A 14,979-nucleotide genomic window follows, 5' to 3' on the forward strand; every position below is an offset into this window, starting at 1 on the left:
GAGCCAGGCGGCCTGGCAGGGCTGCTAAAGCTGGAGGAATCCATCACCGATCTGCGGGCCGCGCATGATGCGCACCCGCACCCGGCCACGCTCGGGAAGATGTTGCATCACCACCGAGAATCGCTCCAGATTCAGCACCGGATATCGTCCGATCTGGAGGATCACGTCTCCCGGCTGAATGCCGGCGCGGTCGGCGACGCTGTCCTTGATCACTTCGGTCACGAACATCCCCTGCTCGGTGTTTAAGCCGTACTTTTCGGCCAGCATCGGCGTGACCGGCTCGACGGTAATCCCCAGCCGCTGGCGGGCCTTGACGATCGCGTCAGGCAGCGGCGCCGGACGCGGCTCGATCTTCAGCGGCTTTTGTCCCTCTAATTCGACCTCGAAGGGGCGATTGGCCTGTTGCTTGAGCAGAATCGCGTAGGCATCGACGATGTTGCGGGGCTGTTTGCCGGCGATGCTGCGGACGATTTGCGTCGCGGCGGACTTGCCATGGCCGCCGTCGACACGCTCGATGACCACCTGGATGTTGGCCGGCGGGGTGAGCGTGCGTCGCTCCCGCAGCTTCAGGGGGATCTCCAGCTTGCGGACCTGGGCGGGATTCATCAATTCAGGGATCAGGTCGCGCAGGCGGTTGACCTGGATCGCAAACCCGATGTTCTGCGCGTCGCCGCGAATCGCGGTGTTGATGCCGATCACCTGTCCGTAGGCGTTGAGCAGCGGCCCGCCGGAATTGCCCGGATTGATCGCCGCGTCGGTCTGGATCAGGTCAGTGAGCACCACGGAATTGTCCGGGGCTTTCAAGTCGCGATGAATGGCCGAGACGATGCCCGTGCTGACCGAGTGGCTGTAGCCCAGTGGATTGCCCACCGCGATGACCGGCTCGCCAATCATCAGATCCGCGCTGTCGCCCAGTTCCAGAGTTGGCAGCGGCCGATCGGCACTGATCTTGAGAATGGCCAGGTCGGCTTCGGCATCGGCGCTGATCAGCTCGGCGGGGAACTTTCTGCCATCCAGCAGTTCCACGTCAATCTGGCGGGCGCGGTCGATGACGTGGCTGTTGGTGACGATGTATCCCTCGGGGTGCACGATAAAACCGCTGCCCAGCGAGCCGACGGGCACATATCGGATATCCCCGAAGTCGAACTGCTGCCAGAACGGATCGTTGCCGAACGGACTGAACCGCTGCGCGACGATCTTGGTCGAGGAGATGTAGACGACGGCGTCCTTTGTTTTTTCGACGACGTCAACGGTGACGGTGCGGCGAAGGTTGACCGCGGCGTCGGCCGCGTGCGACGTCGACGCGACGCCAACCGAACCTGCCAACGCCATTGCCGATATCAGCAGCGCGCCCGTGAGCTTGTTCATGAAAGGGATCTCCCGTGCATTAGACACCTACGACGGTAGCACGGTTGTGGCAACGGTCAAACTGCGGCGGACTTCAAACTCCCGCCCGGATGTCGTAAGCTGCGTATGATCGATACAGCCCCAAGGAGCGATTCTCATGGCATTTACACTCCAGATCGGTCAACCGGCACCAGACTTCAAGCTGCCGGGCGTGGACGACAAGGTCTACTCGCTTGAGGATTTCAAGCAGGCCAGGATTCTGGTCGTGGTCTTCTCGTGCAATCACTGCCCGTACGTGCATGGCAGCGAGAAGCGAATGAAAAAGTTTTATGCCGACTACGCGCCTCGGGGGGTGGCGATGGTGCTGATCAACTCCAACGAGACGGAGAACCATCCCACCGATTCCTTCGAGCACATGAAGCAACGTGCCCGGGAGCTGAAGTATCCGTTCCCATACCTTCGAGATGAGACCCAGGAAGTGGCGCGGGCATACGGGGCGTTGCGCACGCCGCACTTTTACGTCTTCGACGAGCAGCGCAAGCTCCGCTACACCGGACGCATGGACGACAACCCGCGGAACCCCGGCCTGGAACGAACCCACGAGCTGCGCGATGCGGTCGAGGCGCTGCTGGCGGGCAAGCAGCCGCCGGTGGCCGTCACCAATCCCATCGGCTGCAACATCAAGTGGAAGGGCAAGCCCGACAAGTGGATGCCGCCGGAGGCGTGCGATCTGGTCTGAGCGGCGGGGTTGATGCTCTTGCAGATCCTCATCCTCGTGGCGGGTCTTGCGCTGCTGATTGGCGGCGCGGACCTGCTGGTGCGCGGGGTGTCGGCGCTGGCGCGTGCGGCGGGTGTGCCGCCGCTGATCATCGGGCTTACTCTGGTGGCCTTCGGTACCAGTCTGCCCGAAGTCGTGATCAACTGTCTGTCCGCCTGGAAAGGCAGCACAGGACTTGCCTTCGGCAACGTCATCGGTTCGTGCGCGGTCAACATCGGCTTCGTGCTGGCTTTGACGGCCATGATCCGTCCGCTTCAGGTCGAAGCATCGGTGATCGTGCGTGAGATCCCGATGATGCTGCTGGCGGTGGCGGGGATGCTGGTGCTCAGCGGCGACCGGTTGCTGAATCACGTGGACCACAACGCGCTGGTTCGCGGGGATGGGGCCATCCTGCTGCTGCTGTTCTGCGTGTTCCTGTACTACGTGATCAAGGATGCCCTGACTCGCCGCGATGAGCCGAAGCTTCAGCACGACGCCCTGGTCGAGGAGGTCGAGCGGAACATTGAGACGGGGCGCGGGCTGGTGGCGGCGGCGGGCCGGGACAGGCCACTGTGGCTCAGCGGGCTGATGTCGCTGGGCGGGCTGGTGGGGGTGGCGGCGGGGGGCAGGCTGGCGGTCGCCGCCGCGGTCAGCATCGCCGAGGCTCTTCGTGTTCCGCAAAACATCGTCGGGCTGACCCTGGTCAGCTTCGGCACCACGCTGCCGGAGCTGGCGACGTGCGTCGTCGCCGCCCGCCGCGGACAAAGCGACATTGCCATCGGGAACGTCGTCGGATCCAACATCTTCAACCTGCTGTTCATCGGCGGAGTGGTATCCATGATTCGCCCGATACCGATCCCTGATGGCGGGCATGTCGATCTGCTGCTGATGGCAGGACTGAGTGCGGCGCTGCTTCCAGTGACCATCCGCGGGCCGCGAATGGTCACCCGCGCCGAAGGCGGGCTGTTGCTGGCGGCGTACCTGTCCTTCGTGGTCTGGCGGACGTTGTTCAGCCGCTGACCATCACCGTCAACCTCCCGGCGCCCCGCGCGGCGCACAAAAAAAGCCCGCGACCAATGCCTTCTTTATCCACAGAGGCCAGCACATTGGGCCTGGGGTGTTGAGTGTTAAGCAGGTCGCAGGCTAGGGATCTTATCGACCACGCACGCCCGCGGACTTGAGCAGGCGCGCGGCCGAGCGTTGCCGATCCGGTTCAATCGCCCCCGGCCCGCACGCGGGCCAGCATCATCAATGTGTGCGAAAAATAAGGACGCAACAGACGTTTCCAGGTCTTCAGCGGGTTCGACCTCGGCTGGACCCAATAACCCTCGAACGGCTCAAAGCCCGTGCGAACCAAGAGCTGGCCGAGCGTGATCGGATCCTGCCAGCCCATGTGATCCTCGTGCACGGCGGGCTTACCGTAGCGCCAGATTTTCCAGGCCGATCCTGCGTAAAACGGGTTCGGCGTTGAAATGATGATCACGCCGTCAGGCTTGAGATGCCTTCGCATGTTGCGGAGGAACCGGCCGGGATTTTCCAGATGCTCGATGATTTCGCCGGCGACGATGGTATCGAAGGTTCGCCCCAGATCCATGGTCTCGACGTCGCCGACGATCACGTTGTAGCCTTGAGCATTCAGGATGCTTACGCCCTGGGGGTCGATGTCAACGCCCAGCACGTCGGGGTTGATCTCGGCAATGCGTTTATGCAGGAGATTGACCTTGTAATGCAGGCGTGCGGCGGCGTCGTGCCGCGCGGGACGGGAATCGACGCAACCCAGGTCCATGACGGTCCGGCCCGGCTGCACGTACCGCGCGATGATCGTAAAGCGGTCGCGAATCGTCTGCCTGAACATTGGCGGTTGTCGGTTCACGGATTGCCTCCGCCTGCGGCTTGTGGCACTGCTTGTTCTGCATCGGGAGCCTGCATCACGAACGCCCACCACCAGGCCTTGTCGCGGCGCGATCGGGCCAGGGGCTGCCAGGGCGGCGGCAGGACGGGTTCGGGTTCGTCAGGGTTCTGGCGGGTGAGAACGACGACAGGCCTCGAACCGCCAGGCTCGATCGCCGCGACGTTCTGGATCAACCGGATGGTGCGGTTGAGGTAGATACCGATCTCTGGTGGTGGGCGTTTGCCCTGAGGGTGCGCGTTGTAGACCACGGCATCGGGACAATGCTCGAGGATGGCCTGCGCCAGCGGGCGGACTTCGGCCCGCCCGGAGCGCGTGTTGCGGTAGCCGTGGATGTACAACGCCTGAAGGCCGAGCATCACGCAGCAGGTGCTCAGGAGCACCCAGGCCGGCACACGGCGTTGCAGCATCGCCCCCATGCCGACAACGCCCGCGCCGATTACTGCGGCGCCGAGGGCAACCGCCAGCGAGTACCACGGCGGGTCCAACAGCGTCGCGGCGGCGATGGGGAAGCCGATCGCCATCGCCCCGACAAGCACCCAATGCCCGAATCCCACCAGGCGATCAACGAACGTCGGCTGTTTCCAGGCACGCAGCATGTGTTCGGCGCCGATGCCGATGGTCACGGCGGCGGCGGGAAGCATCGGCAGCAGGTATCGCTCGGTGCGGTCCTTTGCCAGGCTCATGATCAGGATTGGCACGATCAGCAGAAGCAGGGGCAACAGCAGCCGCCACGTGCGTCTCTGAAGCGACACAACCGCGCCGACGACGAACAAGATCGTCCAGGGCAGGACGTAGGCCAGCATGAATACATAGCTGTACCAGGGGTCGGGTCTGGCGTCGGTGGCGCCTTTGCGGGTGACCTCGCGGTACCAAAGCTCCAAAGCGTCCGGTTCACGGATGAGAATGAGGATGAACCAGGGCAGGGCGATGAGCAGGCAGGTCGCGATCGATGCGAACGTCGCCCCCACGCCGGGGAACGCGGGCGCCGGACGGTGATGCAGTTCAGAGGCATCCGTTTCGTCGCCCGGCCTGGCCATCAGCGGCACAAACCGCGCCAGGAGCAGCCACAGCCACAGCGGGACGATCGACTGAATCAGTGACACCGGGCCTTTGCTGAGCATGGCAAGCCCCAGCGCCGCGCCACCGGCGATGCAGCCCAGCCAGCGATGCCCGGGGCGGGTGCTGAGCATGGCCAGGACGAACATGGCATTGGTCAGTGCTACCCAGCAGGCGAGCTGGATGTCGGTGGTGGCGTAGCGGCAGTAGCGGAGGAACAGCAGGCTGGTGGCGGCGGCGAGTATTGCCAACAGGCCGCAGTCGGGACCGGCGAGCAGTCGTCCCAGCATGCCCGTCGCCAGCAGCATCCCGCACCCGGCCAACAGCGCCGGCCAGCGCGTCTGCCAGGCCAGACGCACAAACCCCCGCTCGCGCTGGCTCGCATCGCGGCTGGAAATCTGGCGCATCGTCTGGTCCGTGATCGCCAGCGCGGTGATCCAGGCGGTCAGCGGTGGCTTGGCCAGGCGCGTCTGGCCCTGAAGGGTGGGCACCAGCCAGTTTCCCTCGCGGCGGATTTCCATGGCGGTGCCGACGTTCAGGCCCTCGGCGCCATTGGAGAACTCCAGCCAGCGCAGCGTCGGCGCCACGGCGGCGAACACGCCCGCCGCCAGCAGCGTCGCCACCGCCAACCACACCAGCGGACGACGGATCCGCTGGTCGAAGCAGTGATCCTCGCTTGACCGTTCCGCCACGACCTGCTGCTGCATCTTCAAACCTCGCTGTCCGCGGTCATTGTTGTGGCCGCCAGCCGGCATGGATCAACGCCTCCACCACCGCCTTGACCTGATGCTCATCGAGCAGTTCATCGTCCAGACGGTGTTCCAGATCGCGCATGGCGCGTTCCAGCAGCGAGGGTTTGGCCTGCGGACTTCGGCCCAGCAGGTTCAGCGTCGCGGCGCGTACCTGGTCAAGTTTGAGGTTCAGGCTCGCCAGCACGCGTGCCGAGGTTCCTTCCGGCTCACGCAGCAGGCCCAGCAGCAGGTGCTCCGTGCCGACGTAGTTGTTGGCCAGCGCGTTGGCTTCGTCGATCGCCCAGGCCAGCACGCGCGAGTACCGATCGGTCTGGGGCAGCGAGCCGCTGGAGGTTGGTGGAGTTGCACTGGGGCCGTGGCACAGCTCCTCGACCTTCTGTCGCACGGTGGGCAGACTGACGTTGAACTTCTCCAGCACGACGGCCGCCAGCCCGCTGCCTTCCTTCACGATCCCCAGCAGCAGGTGCTCGGTGCCGACGTGATCGTGGCCCAGACGCATCGCCTCCTGTCTGGCCAGCGTCAGCACCCGTCGTGCGCGGTCGGTGAATCGGTCGAACATCCGTTGGTATTCCTGTCAGTGGCCTGCCGGCGCTGCCGCAGGCCCGGTGATCGTCTAGCCTCGATTGTCGGATTCTACACGACAGCTCTGATAAATCTGTAGCAGGCGATCCACATGATGCTCAAAGGACAGCTTGGGACGAAGCTGCCGGCAGGCGTCGGACATGCGCGCCCGCAGGTGGGGGTCCAGCAGCTTGTACATGGCCTGGGACAACGCGGCCAGGTCGTCGGGGTCGGACAATACAAAGCCATGGATTCCGTCGGTCATGATCTCGCAGGCGCCGTTGAAGCGTGTGCTGATGACCGGCAGGCCCATGGCCAGTGCCTCCAGAACGACCAGGCTGCATGGATCGTGGCGTGTGGGCAGCACGAAGAAGTCGGCGGCGCCGTAGTAGCGGGCGATTTTGCGATCGGCGCCGACGAAGATGATGTTGGGGTCGTCGGCGTCGGGGTGGTGCCTGCCGGAGCCGACGACCAGCAGCTTCAGCGGCGGTTGTCCGGGCGCTCGGCGGGCGTTGAGCTGCCGCGTGGCCGCGATTGCCTGGGGCACCCCTTTGCGTACAAAGTCCTGAGCGACGATCAGGGCGAGGACATCGTTGGGTCCGATGCCTCGCGCGGCGCGCAGCTTCTGCCCGCCATGCTGCACGTCCGGATCGAACAGATCCAGATCGACGGCGTTGAAAAGAGTAGCCAGCCGACTCGGCGGGAGGCTGGGGTAATGTTGCAGAACCGACTGCTTCACGTAGTCGGAAAGACACAGGACCACGGGTGGATGGGGGCTGTTGAGCAGGCGATGCTCGATGCGGGCCATGGCCCTGCGGCGGGGGTTCAGAAGCGTCTGGAGGGGCCTGCCGGCGACTGCCGCTGCCGCCATGCCCGCGTGCGGATGATATACGTGGCACTGCCGCACCGGGAACATGGCGTGCACGATGTGGTAGGGGGTCTGGCGCAGATGCAGATCCAGGGAATCGAGCATGCGGCGGTAGCGCGCGGCTCTGGTGAACCCGCGGGCCGGCAGCTCGACGAGTTTCACGCCCGCCGGAGGATCGGCAAAATGCGTCGCCACCAGCGAAACGTGATGTTCCCGTCTGGCCAGCGCCGCGGCCAGATCGATCGTGTAGCGTTCGGCCCCGCCACGCATCGGATCCGCATGAAGAATGACTAAGGCGATATTCACAGGGCGAGTCTCATGCTGAGCGATGGGCGAGCTGGCCTGTGCGGTTTTCCGGGCTGGGTTTTGCTCGCGGCTGGCATCGATTCGTAGTCCCAGGTTCGTGTCACTGGCGGCTTAACAGTATCGCCGACGATCCATGGAGCAAGCCCGCTGTTCCATGGGTGCCGTTACGTGCCTTACGCTCGGACCTTTCGGTTTGAAAAGGATTTACATTGACCGTTTCGCCGGCGCGACGGATAATCCAAGTGCGATGGCGAAGTTTCGGCTGCACAACATGGCGGAGCTGGCGCGGCAAATGAGCTTCGCACCGCGGCAGACTCTGGCCGCGGAGCTTACAGCCGCCGAACACCTCCTGCACGACATTGACCCAGCCAAGGCCTATCCCTGGGAGCTGGTGGTTTTTCGCATCACGGGATATCGGCCGCGACAGAATGGCACGTCGGAGCTTTTGACGGGCTTGGCGCTTCAGCATGACCTGGGCTTGCTGATCGAGCGGCTGAGCGATCGGCTGGAACTGGATACCCGGCAGGTCACTGAGCCGGTGCTGAGCATCGAGGATGTGGCCGAACGCTTCAACGTGACCAGCAAGACGATTCAGCGCTGGCGTCGGCGTGGTCTGGCGGCCAGGCGATTCACGTTCCCCGATGGCAAGCGTCGCGTGGGTTTTCTGCTCAGCAGCGTCGAGCGGTTCTTTACTGTCCGACGCGAGCAGGTCGTGCGCGGGATGAACTTCTCGCAGGTGGACCAGCTTGAGCGACAGCGGATCCTCCGCCAGGCGCGACGACTGGCCGGGCAATGCGGCTGCTGCCCGGCGGAGATTGCGCGGCGGATCGCCCGCAAGCTCAACCGCTCGCCGCTGACCATCCTGCACACCATCCGCAAGCACGACCAGGAGAACCCGCAGGCGGCGATTTTCCCATCGGCCCAGACGCCGCTCAGCCAGGAGGATTGTGCCCGAATCCTGCGGGCGTATCGTCGTGGCGTGTCGCTGAAGCAGTTGGCGCGCAAGTATCATCGCAACCGCGCCGCGATCTATCGCGTGATCATCGACGAGCGGATCGCGCGCCTCAACCGCCGCAAGGTCAACTTCATCGACGATCCGCTGTATCACCAGCCCGACGCGGCCGCGACCATCCAGCGCATCGTCGAAGCGGCGCAGCAGCAGATTCCGGCGCAGTCACCGGCGGGCGAGGAGCTGCGCATCCCCAAGGACCTGCCGCCGTACCTTCAGGAGCTGTATCGCACACCGCTGCTGACCGTCGAGCAGGAGAGGGCACTGTTCCTGAAGTTCAATTTTCACAAGTGGCAGTTCGTGCAGGCCCGGCGGCGGCTGGAGCCGCAGTTCGCCAGGGCACGCGAGCTGGACGTGCTGGAAGGCTATCTTCGCCAGGCCATCGAGACCAAGAACGCGATCGTCCGGGCCAACCTGCGGCTGGTTGTCAGCGTCGCGCGGAAGCATCTTCGCCCGGGGCTGAACCTGATGGAGCTGATCAGCGAAGGGAACCTGACGCTGATGCGGGCGGTGGAATCGTTCGATATTCACCGGGGCAATCGCTTCAGCACCTATGCGACGCTGGCGCTGATGAAGGGTTTTGCCCGCAGCGTGCCGCTGATGCAGGCTGCGGCATCGCACGTCCGCGGCCAACCGCTGGTCGGCGACCTGCCGGATACCCGCCAGCAGCCGGCCATCGAGCGGCTGGCGCATCGCGATCAGGTGCAGGCGCTGTTGGCCCGGCTGGACGAGCGCGAGAGAATCATCCTGCGGGCCCATTACGGCCTGAATGACTCGACCGCCGCCGCCAGCTACGAGGAGCTGGGCGTTCGGCTGGGCATCTCCAAACAGCGGGTCAGGCAAATCGAGCAGGCCGCGCTGGCGAAGCTGCGGGGCAGCATCCCTATCACGTAGAACGACATGGACCCTTGTTCCGATTCGGGTGCTTGGGGGGCAACGGGTAACGGCTCATGATGCTGAACGGAGCAAGGCGGCGAATCATCAGCCCCGACACCCTGCGCGGCTCGCCACGGGATCGCACCCCGCCGGGGCAGACCCTGACCAGCAAGTGGCCGGTGCTGCACTACGGGCCGGTGCCGAAGGTGGATCCCTATGCGCCGGACTGGCGGCTGCGGGTATTCGGGCTGGTCGAGAATGAGTACGAGCTGAGCTACGAGCAGATCCGCCAGATCCCGGCGGTCGATGTCTTCTGCGATATCCACTGCGTGACCCACTGGAGCCGGCTGGACAACACCTTCAGCGGCGTGCCCACACGCGCCATCATCGAGCCGGCGCGGCCCCTGCCACAGGCGAAGTTCGTGATGTGCCACTGCGAACACGGCTTCACGACCAACCTGCCGCTGAGCGAGTTTCTCGCCGACGACTGCATCCTCGCCTATCAGTGGGAAGGCCAGGAGCTTACCCCCGAGCACGGCTGGCCGCTGCGCGGGCTGGTGCCGCGCCTGTACCTGTGGAAAAGCGCTAAATGGATCCGTGGCATCGAGCTTCGCGCCACCGACGCCCCGGGATTCTGGGAGCAGAACGGCTATCACATGCACGGCGACCCGTGGCGTGAGGAACGGTTCAGTTGGTGAGGAACATGTCGAGCTTAAGCGAGATTCTCGAATTCAATCGTGGTTTTGTGCAGCGCCGGGAATACGAGCGGTACCTTACGGACCGTTTCCCCGACAAGAAGATGGTCATCCTTACGTGCATGGACACGCGGCTGATCGAGCTGCTGCCGCGGGCGATGAACCTGCGCAATGGCGACGTGAAGATCATCAAGACCGCCGGCGCGATCGTTTCACACCCGTTCGGCAGCATCATGCGCAGCATCATCGTGGCCGTGTATGAGCTGGGCGCCGGGCAGATTCTGGTCGTGGGGCATCACGACTGCGGCATGGCCGGGCTGAGCTGCGCGCGGATTCTGGAAAAGGCCCGGCAGCGGGGGATCGGCGACGACGTGCTCAACACGCTCAGCCACGCGGGCATTGACCTGGAGCGATGGCTGGTGGGCTTCGACCGGGTGGAGCAGGGCGTGCGACGCAGTGTCGAGATGATCCGCCATCATCCCCTTGTGCCGCCGGACGTGCTGGTACATGGTCTGCTGATTCATCCGCAAACCGGAGAGCTGCAAGTCGTCATCGAGGATGAGCGGCAGGATCGGGCAGGCAGCCGATGAGGCGTCAACGGCTGCGTGCAGCCAGTTGGATTGCTCAGGCCGCGTCGGCGGGGGTGGTGAACCGGGGCATCCGCTGCTGCTGGAGGCACAGGGCCAGGAACAGGTGGCGCAGACGCTCCAGTGGCTGCTGCTCCAGGAAATCGCGGGTGAAATCGACCGGAAAGCTGGCCCGATAGTGCTGGAACTGCTCGATCAGCGTCGCACGATCCAGTGTGGAAATCAGGCCGATCAGCTCTTCGATCTGCTGAGACTGAAGCATCGCATCCACCCAATCAGATGAACAAATCGATCAGTGAACCCTTACTGATCGTATCGGGTCGGTAGATGATCAGCTTTATTTTGGGCGGCGGGGGCAGAGGCGTTTCCCAGGCCAGCACCCGCCAGGGCGGCTGGATTGGGCATTCCAGCCGTCGCGGCGGCTGCGGCTCAGGCGGCTGGGCGGTGGCGGGCGGGGCCACGATCGGCTGGGGGTGAATCACCGGTCTTGGCTCGAATCGGGGCGCGGGATGCACCACGGGTCGAGGCTCGAAGCGCGGAGCGGGGTGGATACGATGTCGAGGCTGGATGGTCGATGGCGCCGGACCCAGCGGGCTGGCGGGTCCGCCTTCGCCAGCGGGGCGCATCGCGGCCCGGAGCAGCCGGACCAGCTTCAGGTCCAGCGCCGCCACCAGCAGGTCCGCGCGAGCTTGGCCGCCGACATCGAGGCTCACGCCCGACGGCAGCAAGCGCGGTGCGCCGCCCGTGCCGCAAGTGGCCGCGCGCCCGCTGAAGACGCGGATTTCAAATGGAAATCCGCAGGTGCGACTCAGCCGGGCGATTGAACCGGGCCGTCGTGAAACCAGTCCGTTTGTGCGGGATGTTGTTTTCGGGCAACATCAGGACAGGCGAATGTCTTCCCGTGGCGGCGCGCTCCGCCCGCCGCGGCTGACTGAATATGCGAACCGATGAGTTGGACTTTGAGCTGCCGGCGGAGCTGATCGCGCAGACTCCGCTGCCGGATCGCGCTGCATCCCGGCTGCTGCACTACCGCCGGCAGGATCGCTCCGTGGCCCACCGGCAGTTCAGCGATCTGCCACAGTTGCTGCGCAGCGGGGATCTGCTGGTGTTCAATGACGCGAAGGTGATTCCCGCCCGCTTTGCCCTGCGCAAGCCCACCGGCGGGCGAGTGGAAGGCCTGTTTCTGTCGCAGACCGAGCCGGGCGTGTGGAACGTGATGCTCAAGAACCTTGGCCCGGCCAGGCCGGAAATGGAGCTGCGATTCGTCGATGCCCCGGAGGTTGTGGCCAGGGTTATTGACAAGGGCGCTGAAGGGCAATACCGCCTGCGGGTGGAGTCGCCGCACAGCGCGCTGGAACTGCTGGGGCGTGTCGGGAGGATGCCGCTGCCGCCTTACATCCGCCGCCGCCACGAGCATGATCCGCTGGATGAATTTGACCGCGAACGTTATCAGACCGTCTATGCGCGTAGTGTCGGGTCAGTGGCGGCGCCGACGGCCGGGCTGCACTTCACCGAGCCGCTGCTTGAGCAGCTCGAGCAGATGGGTGTGCAACGCGTGTTCATCACGCTGCACGTGGGGCTGGGAACCTTCAAGCCAGTTACGACCGAAACGCTTGAAGATCACGTGATGCACAGCGAGGCCTACACGATCGATGCGGCGGCGGCGGAGGCGCTGAACCGGGCCAAACAGCAGCAACGGCGGATCATCGCCGTCGGCACAACCTGCGCCCGGGTGCTGGAGAGTCAGCCGGAGGATCGTCCGTTTGAGCCGATCACCTCGGAAACGTCGATCTTCATCTATCCGCCATACCGCTGGAAGCACGTCTCGGCCCTGATCACGAATTTCCACCTGCCCCGCAGCACGCTGATCGCGCTGGTCGCGGCGATGGTCGGGCTGGAAGAGCAGCGCCGCCTCTACCAGATCGCCATCCAGCATCGCTATCGCTTCTTCAGCTATGGCGATGCGATGTTCATCGAATAGGCGACAGGCATTTGATCTGTAGTGCCGGCCTTGTGCCGCGGCGGGATCGCCCGGGTTTGCGCGCCGCTCGCTTATCCCTGGGCCTTTTGCACATCTTCAGACTTGATCTCGAAGGTGATCATGAAACCATTGGTTCCGCGGAATTCGTAGGGCTTGCGTCCGGCGGGGACCTCGCGCAGCGCCTGGACCTCGTTGGGCATCAGGACAAAGCCGTCGTTGCGCGGCGCGCCCCAGTACCTGAGATTGTGAATCACGATCGGATCGTCCGTGTTTCCGGGAAATCGCTTGAGCACGACTTCGGCGATACGCCCGTCATCCAGCCGGGCCACGGCGCGATCCTTGTCAGCCTTCCAGTCGATCGGGGCGTCGGCGCCGATGGTGAAACTGTTCCACTTGACCGGATACAGATGCGCCAGAATCGCCTGAATCCCCTGGCGTTGCGCCGGCGTGACGGAGGGGTCGAAATGCAGCACGGCCCAGTCCATCTGTCCCTTGGAGAAGTCTCCGCCAAGGTCACCGGCCACCCAGAACTTGGCGCCGTCAAGCTTCGTGTCGCCGTACGAGCCGCTATTGACCCTGAAGGCGTTATTGAAGCGGCAGAAGTGCTCGGCATCGGCGGCGCCGTGGCCGGCGTGCGAGGCGGGCTTGGTGTCGAAGTAGCACTGGCAGAACATCGGGCAACTGCACGCCTCGATGATCGTGGCGTTCATCGTCCAACTGGGCGCTGGCGTCGGCTGCTGCGCCGGGCACACCAGCGCGACCGCACCAACAAACATCGCCATCAATGATCCGATCCACTGCATGCGACGCATGGGCAACCTCCTGTGTGGAACTGAGTGGAGAGACGGGACGATACGAACCTGCCGGGCATCTGTATTACGTCGTCCGGGCCGCCGCGACTTCGGCCCAGACAGATGTCGGGGTGAACGTTGCCCAACGTGACGGGTTGAGCAACGGTCTGGCAACCAGATTCATTTAATGCCCAGGCGGGCTGCGACTCAAGCAAAAAAGCCGGCGAATAAACCGACAGGGGATTCTCCTATTCCAGCACGCGTCTGCTTTCGCACAAACACGGCGATGGCTCACCCTGCCGCTGCGGTCGCCGCCCTACGCCAATGAGCAGAGGATCTGACAGCCCCTGGCCAGCTTGTCGTCGGTCGTGGCGTAGCTGATGCGGAAATGGGTATCGCGCTCGGAGAAGACGTTGCCGGGGATGATCAACACGTTGTGCTCGATCGCCTTGGTGCAGAAATCGGTGGCGGTGATGCCCGCCGGAGCCTTGGGGAAGATGTAAAACGCTCCGCCGGGGCGGATGATCTCGAACTTCTTCGAGAGCATGTCGAAGACGAGGTCGCGTTTTCGGCGGTAGGCGTCGGCGGCATGATTCATGGGCACGTCCAGCGCCCGCAAGGCAGCGAATTGAAGCGGCGAAGGGGCACATACGAACGTGTACTGCTGGAGCTTGGTCATCTGCGCGATGACCTCCGCCGGCCCGGCTGCATAGCCGATTCGCCAGCCCGTCATCGCGTGGCTCTTTGAGAACCCGCGCAGGACGATTGTCTTCTGGTAGATCGCCGCCGGTGAGTACAGCGAGCCCTGATCCTTGCCATCATACAGAAACGGCTGGTAGATCTCGTCGCTGAGCAGCAGCAGGTCGTGCTTCTGGCAGATTTCGACGGCGGCGCGGATTTCGGCTTCGCTCAGCACCGCGCCGGTGGGATTGCACGGCGAGTTGAGCATGAGCATCTTCGTCCGCGGCGTGATGGCTCGCTCAACCCGATCCGCGTGGAAGCGGAAATCCGGGTAGCTGTCCACGATGACCGGCTTTCCGCCGGCCAAGGTGAGCAGATGCTTGTACATGACGAAGTAAGGATCGAGAAAGACGGCTTCGTCGCCGGGGTCGATGACCGAGAGGATCGCCAGCAGCAGCCCGCCGCTGACGCCGCTGGTGATCAGCACTTCGCCGACATCTCGCCCGATCTCGCGCGAGAGGCTTTCGCGGAGGCGTTGCCGCAAAGGCGCGATACCCTGGGTTTGCGTGTAGCGGTTGTCGCCGCGACGGATCGCTTCAATCGCCGCATCCTTGACGATGTCGGGCACATCGAAGTCAGGCAACCCGATAGAGAAGTTGATCGGGTCTTTCAACTTCGCCGCCAGGTCGAAGACCTTGCGTATACCGGAGGCGTCGACGGCATTGGCTCGGCGGGAGATGTAGCTGGAGGCTGGGCGCATTGTTGAAAGGTCGAAGAGAGAAAGACGAGACGATGGGGAT

General features: G+C 64.2%; 15 protein-coding genes. 6 read left to right on the forward strand and 9 right to left on the reverse strand.

Annotated elements, in window-relative coordinates; genetic code table 11:
* Window positions 1-24: 24 nt before the first annotated feature.
* A complete protein-coding gene (locus tag ACQS5P_RS17855) occupies window positions 25-1,368 on the reverse strand; it encodes a trypsin-like peptidase domain-containing protein (protein ID WP_428937978.1) in 1,344 nt (447 codons plus the stop codon).
* Between the two features lie 136 nt (window positions 1,369-1,504).
* Here ACQS5P_RS17855 and ACQS5P_RS17860 point away from each other — a divergent pair, with 136 nt between their 5' ends.
* A complete protein-coding gene (locus tag ACQS5P_RS17860; protein ID WP_428937979.1) occupies window positions 1,505-2,086 on the forward strand; it encodes a thioredoxin family protein in 582 nt (193 codons plus the stop codon).
* Between the two features lie 12 nt (window positions 2,087-2,098).
* Window positions 2,099-3,124 carry a calcium/sodium antiporter gene (locus ACQS5P_RS17865; protein WP_428937980.1) on the forward strand — a complete coding sequence of 342 codons (1,026 nt, stop codon included), beginning with the start codon at window positions 2,099-2,101 and terminating at the stop codon, window positions 3,122-3,124.
* A gap of 193 nt (window positions 3,125-3,317) precedes the next feature.
* On the opposite strand, the gene ACQS5P_RS17870 is transcribed toward ACQS5P_RS17865, so the two are convergent.
* Genes ACQS5P_RS17870 through ACQS5P_RS17885 form a run of 4 tightly spaced genes read right to left on the reverse strand, consistent with a single transcriptional unit; the run spans window position 3,318 to window position 7,559 of the window.
* On the reverse strand, window positions 3,318-3,977 hold the full coding sequence (locus tag ACQS5P_RS17870) for a class I SAM-dependent methyltransferase (protein ID WP_428937981.1): 660 nt from the start codon (window positions 3,975-3,977) through the stop codon (window positions 3,318-3,320).
* Window positions 3,974-5,827, reverse strand: coding sequence for an ArnT family glycosyltransferase (locus ACQS5P_RS17875; RefSeq protein ID WP_428937982.1), 1,854 nt, complete (start codon window positions 5,825-5,827; stop codon window positions 3,974-3,976). Before ACQS5P_RS17875 ends, ACQS5P_RS17870 begins: the two co-directional genes overlap by 4 nt.
* On the reverse strand, window positions 5,802-6,383 hold the full coding sequence (locus ACQS5P_RS17880; protein WP_428937983.1) for a Clp protease N-terminal domain-containing protein: 582 nt from the start codon (window positions 6,381-6,383) through the stop codon (window positions 5,802-5,804). Before ACQS5P_RS17880 ends, ACQS5P_RS17875 begins: the two co-directional genes overlap by 26 nt.
* A gap of 54 nt (window positions 6,384-6,437) precedes the next feature.
* The gene (locus tag ACQS5P_RS17885; RefSeq protein WP_428937984.1) at window positions 6,438-7,559 is read right to left on the reverse strand and encodes a glycosyltransferase family 4 protein; all 1,122 of its coding nucleotides are present in this window, start codon (window positions 7,557-7,559) and stop codon (window positions 6,438-6,440) included.
* A gap of 247 nt (window positions 7,560-7,806) precedes the next feature.
* On the opposite strand from ACQS5P_RS17885, the gene ACQS5P_RS17890 reads away from it, so the two are divergent.
* From ACQS5P_RS17890 to ACQS5P_RS17900, 3 genes are read left to right on the forward strand one after another with little or no spacing between them, the layout of a single operon-like run.
* Window positions 7,807-9,462 (forward strand): sigma-70 family RNA polymerase sigma factor, encoded by a 1,656-nt coding sequence (locus tag ACQS5P_RS17890; RefSeq protein ID WP_428937985.1) that lies wholly within the window; start codon window positions 7,807-7,809, stop codon window positions 9,460-9,462.
* Window positions 9,463-9,521: 59 nt separating this feature from the next.
* The gene (locus ACQS5P_RS17895) at window positions 9,522-10,142 is read left to right on the forward strand and encodes a sulfite oxidase-like oxidoreductase (protein WP_428941042.1); all 621 of its coding nucleotides are present in this window, start codon (window positions 9,522-9,524) and stop codon (window positions 10,140-10,142) included.
* A 5-nt stretch (window positions 10,143-10,147) separates the two neighbouring features.
* Complete coding sequence (locus tag ACQS5P_RS17900; protein WP_428937986.1) at window positions 10,148-10,729, forward strand: beta-class carbonic anhydrase; 582 nt, start codon at window positions 10,148-10,150, stop codon at window positions 10,727-10,729.
* A 34-nt stretch (window positions 10,730-10,763) separates the two neighbouring features.
* Here the strand turns inward: ACQS5P_RS17900 and ACQS5P_RS17905 are convergent, their stop codons facing one another.
* Complete coding sequence (locus ACQS5P_RS17905) at window positions 10,764-10,988, reverse strand: hypothetical protein (protein ID WP_428937987.1); 225 nt, start codon at window positions 10,986-10,988, stop codon at window positions 10,764-10,766.
* Between the two features lie 13 nt (window positions 10,989-11,001).
* Window positions 11,002-11,439, reverse strand: coding sequence for a hypothetical protein (locus tag ACQS5P_RS17910; protein WP_428937988.1), 438 nt, complete (start codon window positions 11,437-11,439; stop codon window positions 11,002-11,004).
* 224 nt (window positions 11,440-11,663) lie between these two features.
* Here ACQS5P_RS17910 and queA point away from each other — a divergent pair, with 224 nt between their 5' ends.
* Window positions 11,664-12,707: a tRNA preQ1(34) S-adenosylmethionine ribosyltransferase-isomerase QueA gene (gene queA / locus ACQS5P_RS17915; protein WP_428937989.1), complete on the forward strand. Its 1,044-nt coding sequence runs from the start codon at window positions 11,664-11,666 to the stop codon at window positions 12,705-12,707.
* A 71-nt stretch (window positions 12,708-12,778) separates the two neighbouring features.
* Here the strand turns inward: queA and ACQS5P_RS17920 are convergent, their stop codons facing one another.
* Together ACQS5P_RS17920 and ACQS5P_RS17925 are read right to left on the reverse strand one after the other, a co-directional pair.
* Window positions 12,779-13,519, reverse strand: coding sequence for a DUF1326 domain-containing protein (locus ACQS5P_RS17920; RefSeq protein WP_428937990.1), 741 nt, complete (start codon window positions 13,517-13,519; stop codon window positions 12,779-12,781).
* Between the two features lie 295 nt (window positions 13,520-13,814).
* The gene (locus ACQS5P_RS17925; protein ID WP_428937991.1) at window positions 13,815-14,939 is read right to left on the reverse strand and encodes a pyridoxal phosphate-dependent aminotransferase; all 1,125 of its coding nucleotides are present in this window, start codon (window positions 14,937-14,939) and stop codon (window positions 13,815-13,817) included.
* Window positions 14,940-14,979 lie beyond the last annotated feature (40 nt).

It is taken from the genome of Fontivita pretiosa, assembly GCF_050410795.1.
In the GTDB taxonomy this organism is placed as follows: domain Bacteria; phylum Planctomycetota; class Phycisphaerae; order Tepidisphaerales; family Tepidisphaeraceae; genus Fontivita; species Fontivita pretiosa.

Bases quoted from the DNA above. Each gene is read 5' to 3' on its own strand.
- ACQS5P_RS17855 (WP_428937978.1), bottom strand. From the start codon at position 1,368: ATGAACAAGCTCACGGGCGCGCTGCTGATATCGGCAATGGCGTTGGCA.
- ACQS5P_RS17860 (WP_428937979.1), top strand. From the start codon at position 1,505: ATGGCATTTACACTCCAGATCGGTCAACCGGCACCAGACTTCAAGCTG.
- ACQS5P_RS17865 (WP_428937980.1), top strand. From the start codon at position 2,099: ATGCTCTTGCAGATCCTCATCCTCGTGGCGGGTCTTGCGCTGCTGATT.
- ACQS5P_RS17875 (WP_428937982.1), bottom strand. From the start codon at position 5,827: ATGCCGGCTGGCGGCCACAACAATGACCGCGGACAGCGAGGTTTGAAG.
- ACQS5P_RS17880 (WP_428937983.1), bottom strand. From the start codon at position 6,383: ATGTTCGACCGATTCACCGACCGCGCACGACGGGTGCTGACGCTGGCC.
- ACQS5P_RS17890 (WP_428937985.1), top strand. From the start codon at position 7,807: ATGGCGAAGTTTCGGCTGCACAACATGGCGGAGCTGGCGCGGCAAATG.
- ACQS5P_RS17895 (WP_428941042.1), top strand. From the start codon at position 9,522: ATGCTGAACGGAGCAAGGCGGCGAATCATCAGCCCCGACACCCTGCGC.
- ACQS5P_RS17900 (WP_428937986.1), top strand. From the start codon at position 10,148: ATGTCGAGCTTAAGCGAGATTCTCGAATTCAATCGTGGTTTTGTGCAG.
- ACQS5P_RS17905 (WP_428937987.1), bottom strand. From the start codon at position 10,988: ATGCTTCAGTCTCAGCAGATCGAAGAGCTGATCGGCCTGATTTCCACA.
- queA (WP_428937989.1), top strand. From the start codon at position 11,664: ATGCGAACCGATGAGTTGGACTTTGAGCTGCCGGCGGAGCTGATCGCG.
- ACQS5P_RS17920 (WP_428937990.1), bottom strand. From the start codon at position 13,519: ATGCGTCGCATGCAGTGGATCGGATCATTGATGGCGATGTTTGTTGGT.
- ACQS5P_RS17925 (WP_428937991.1), bottom strand. From the start codon at position 14,939: ATGCGCCCAGCCTCCAGCTACATCTCCCGCCGAGCCAATGCCGTCGAC.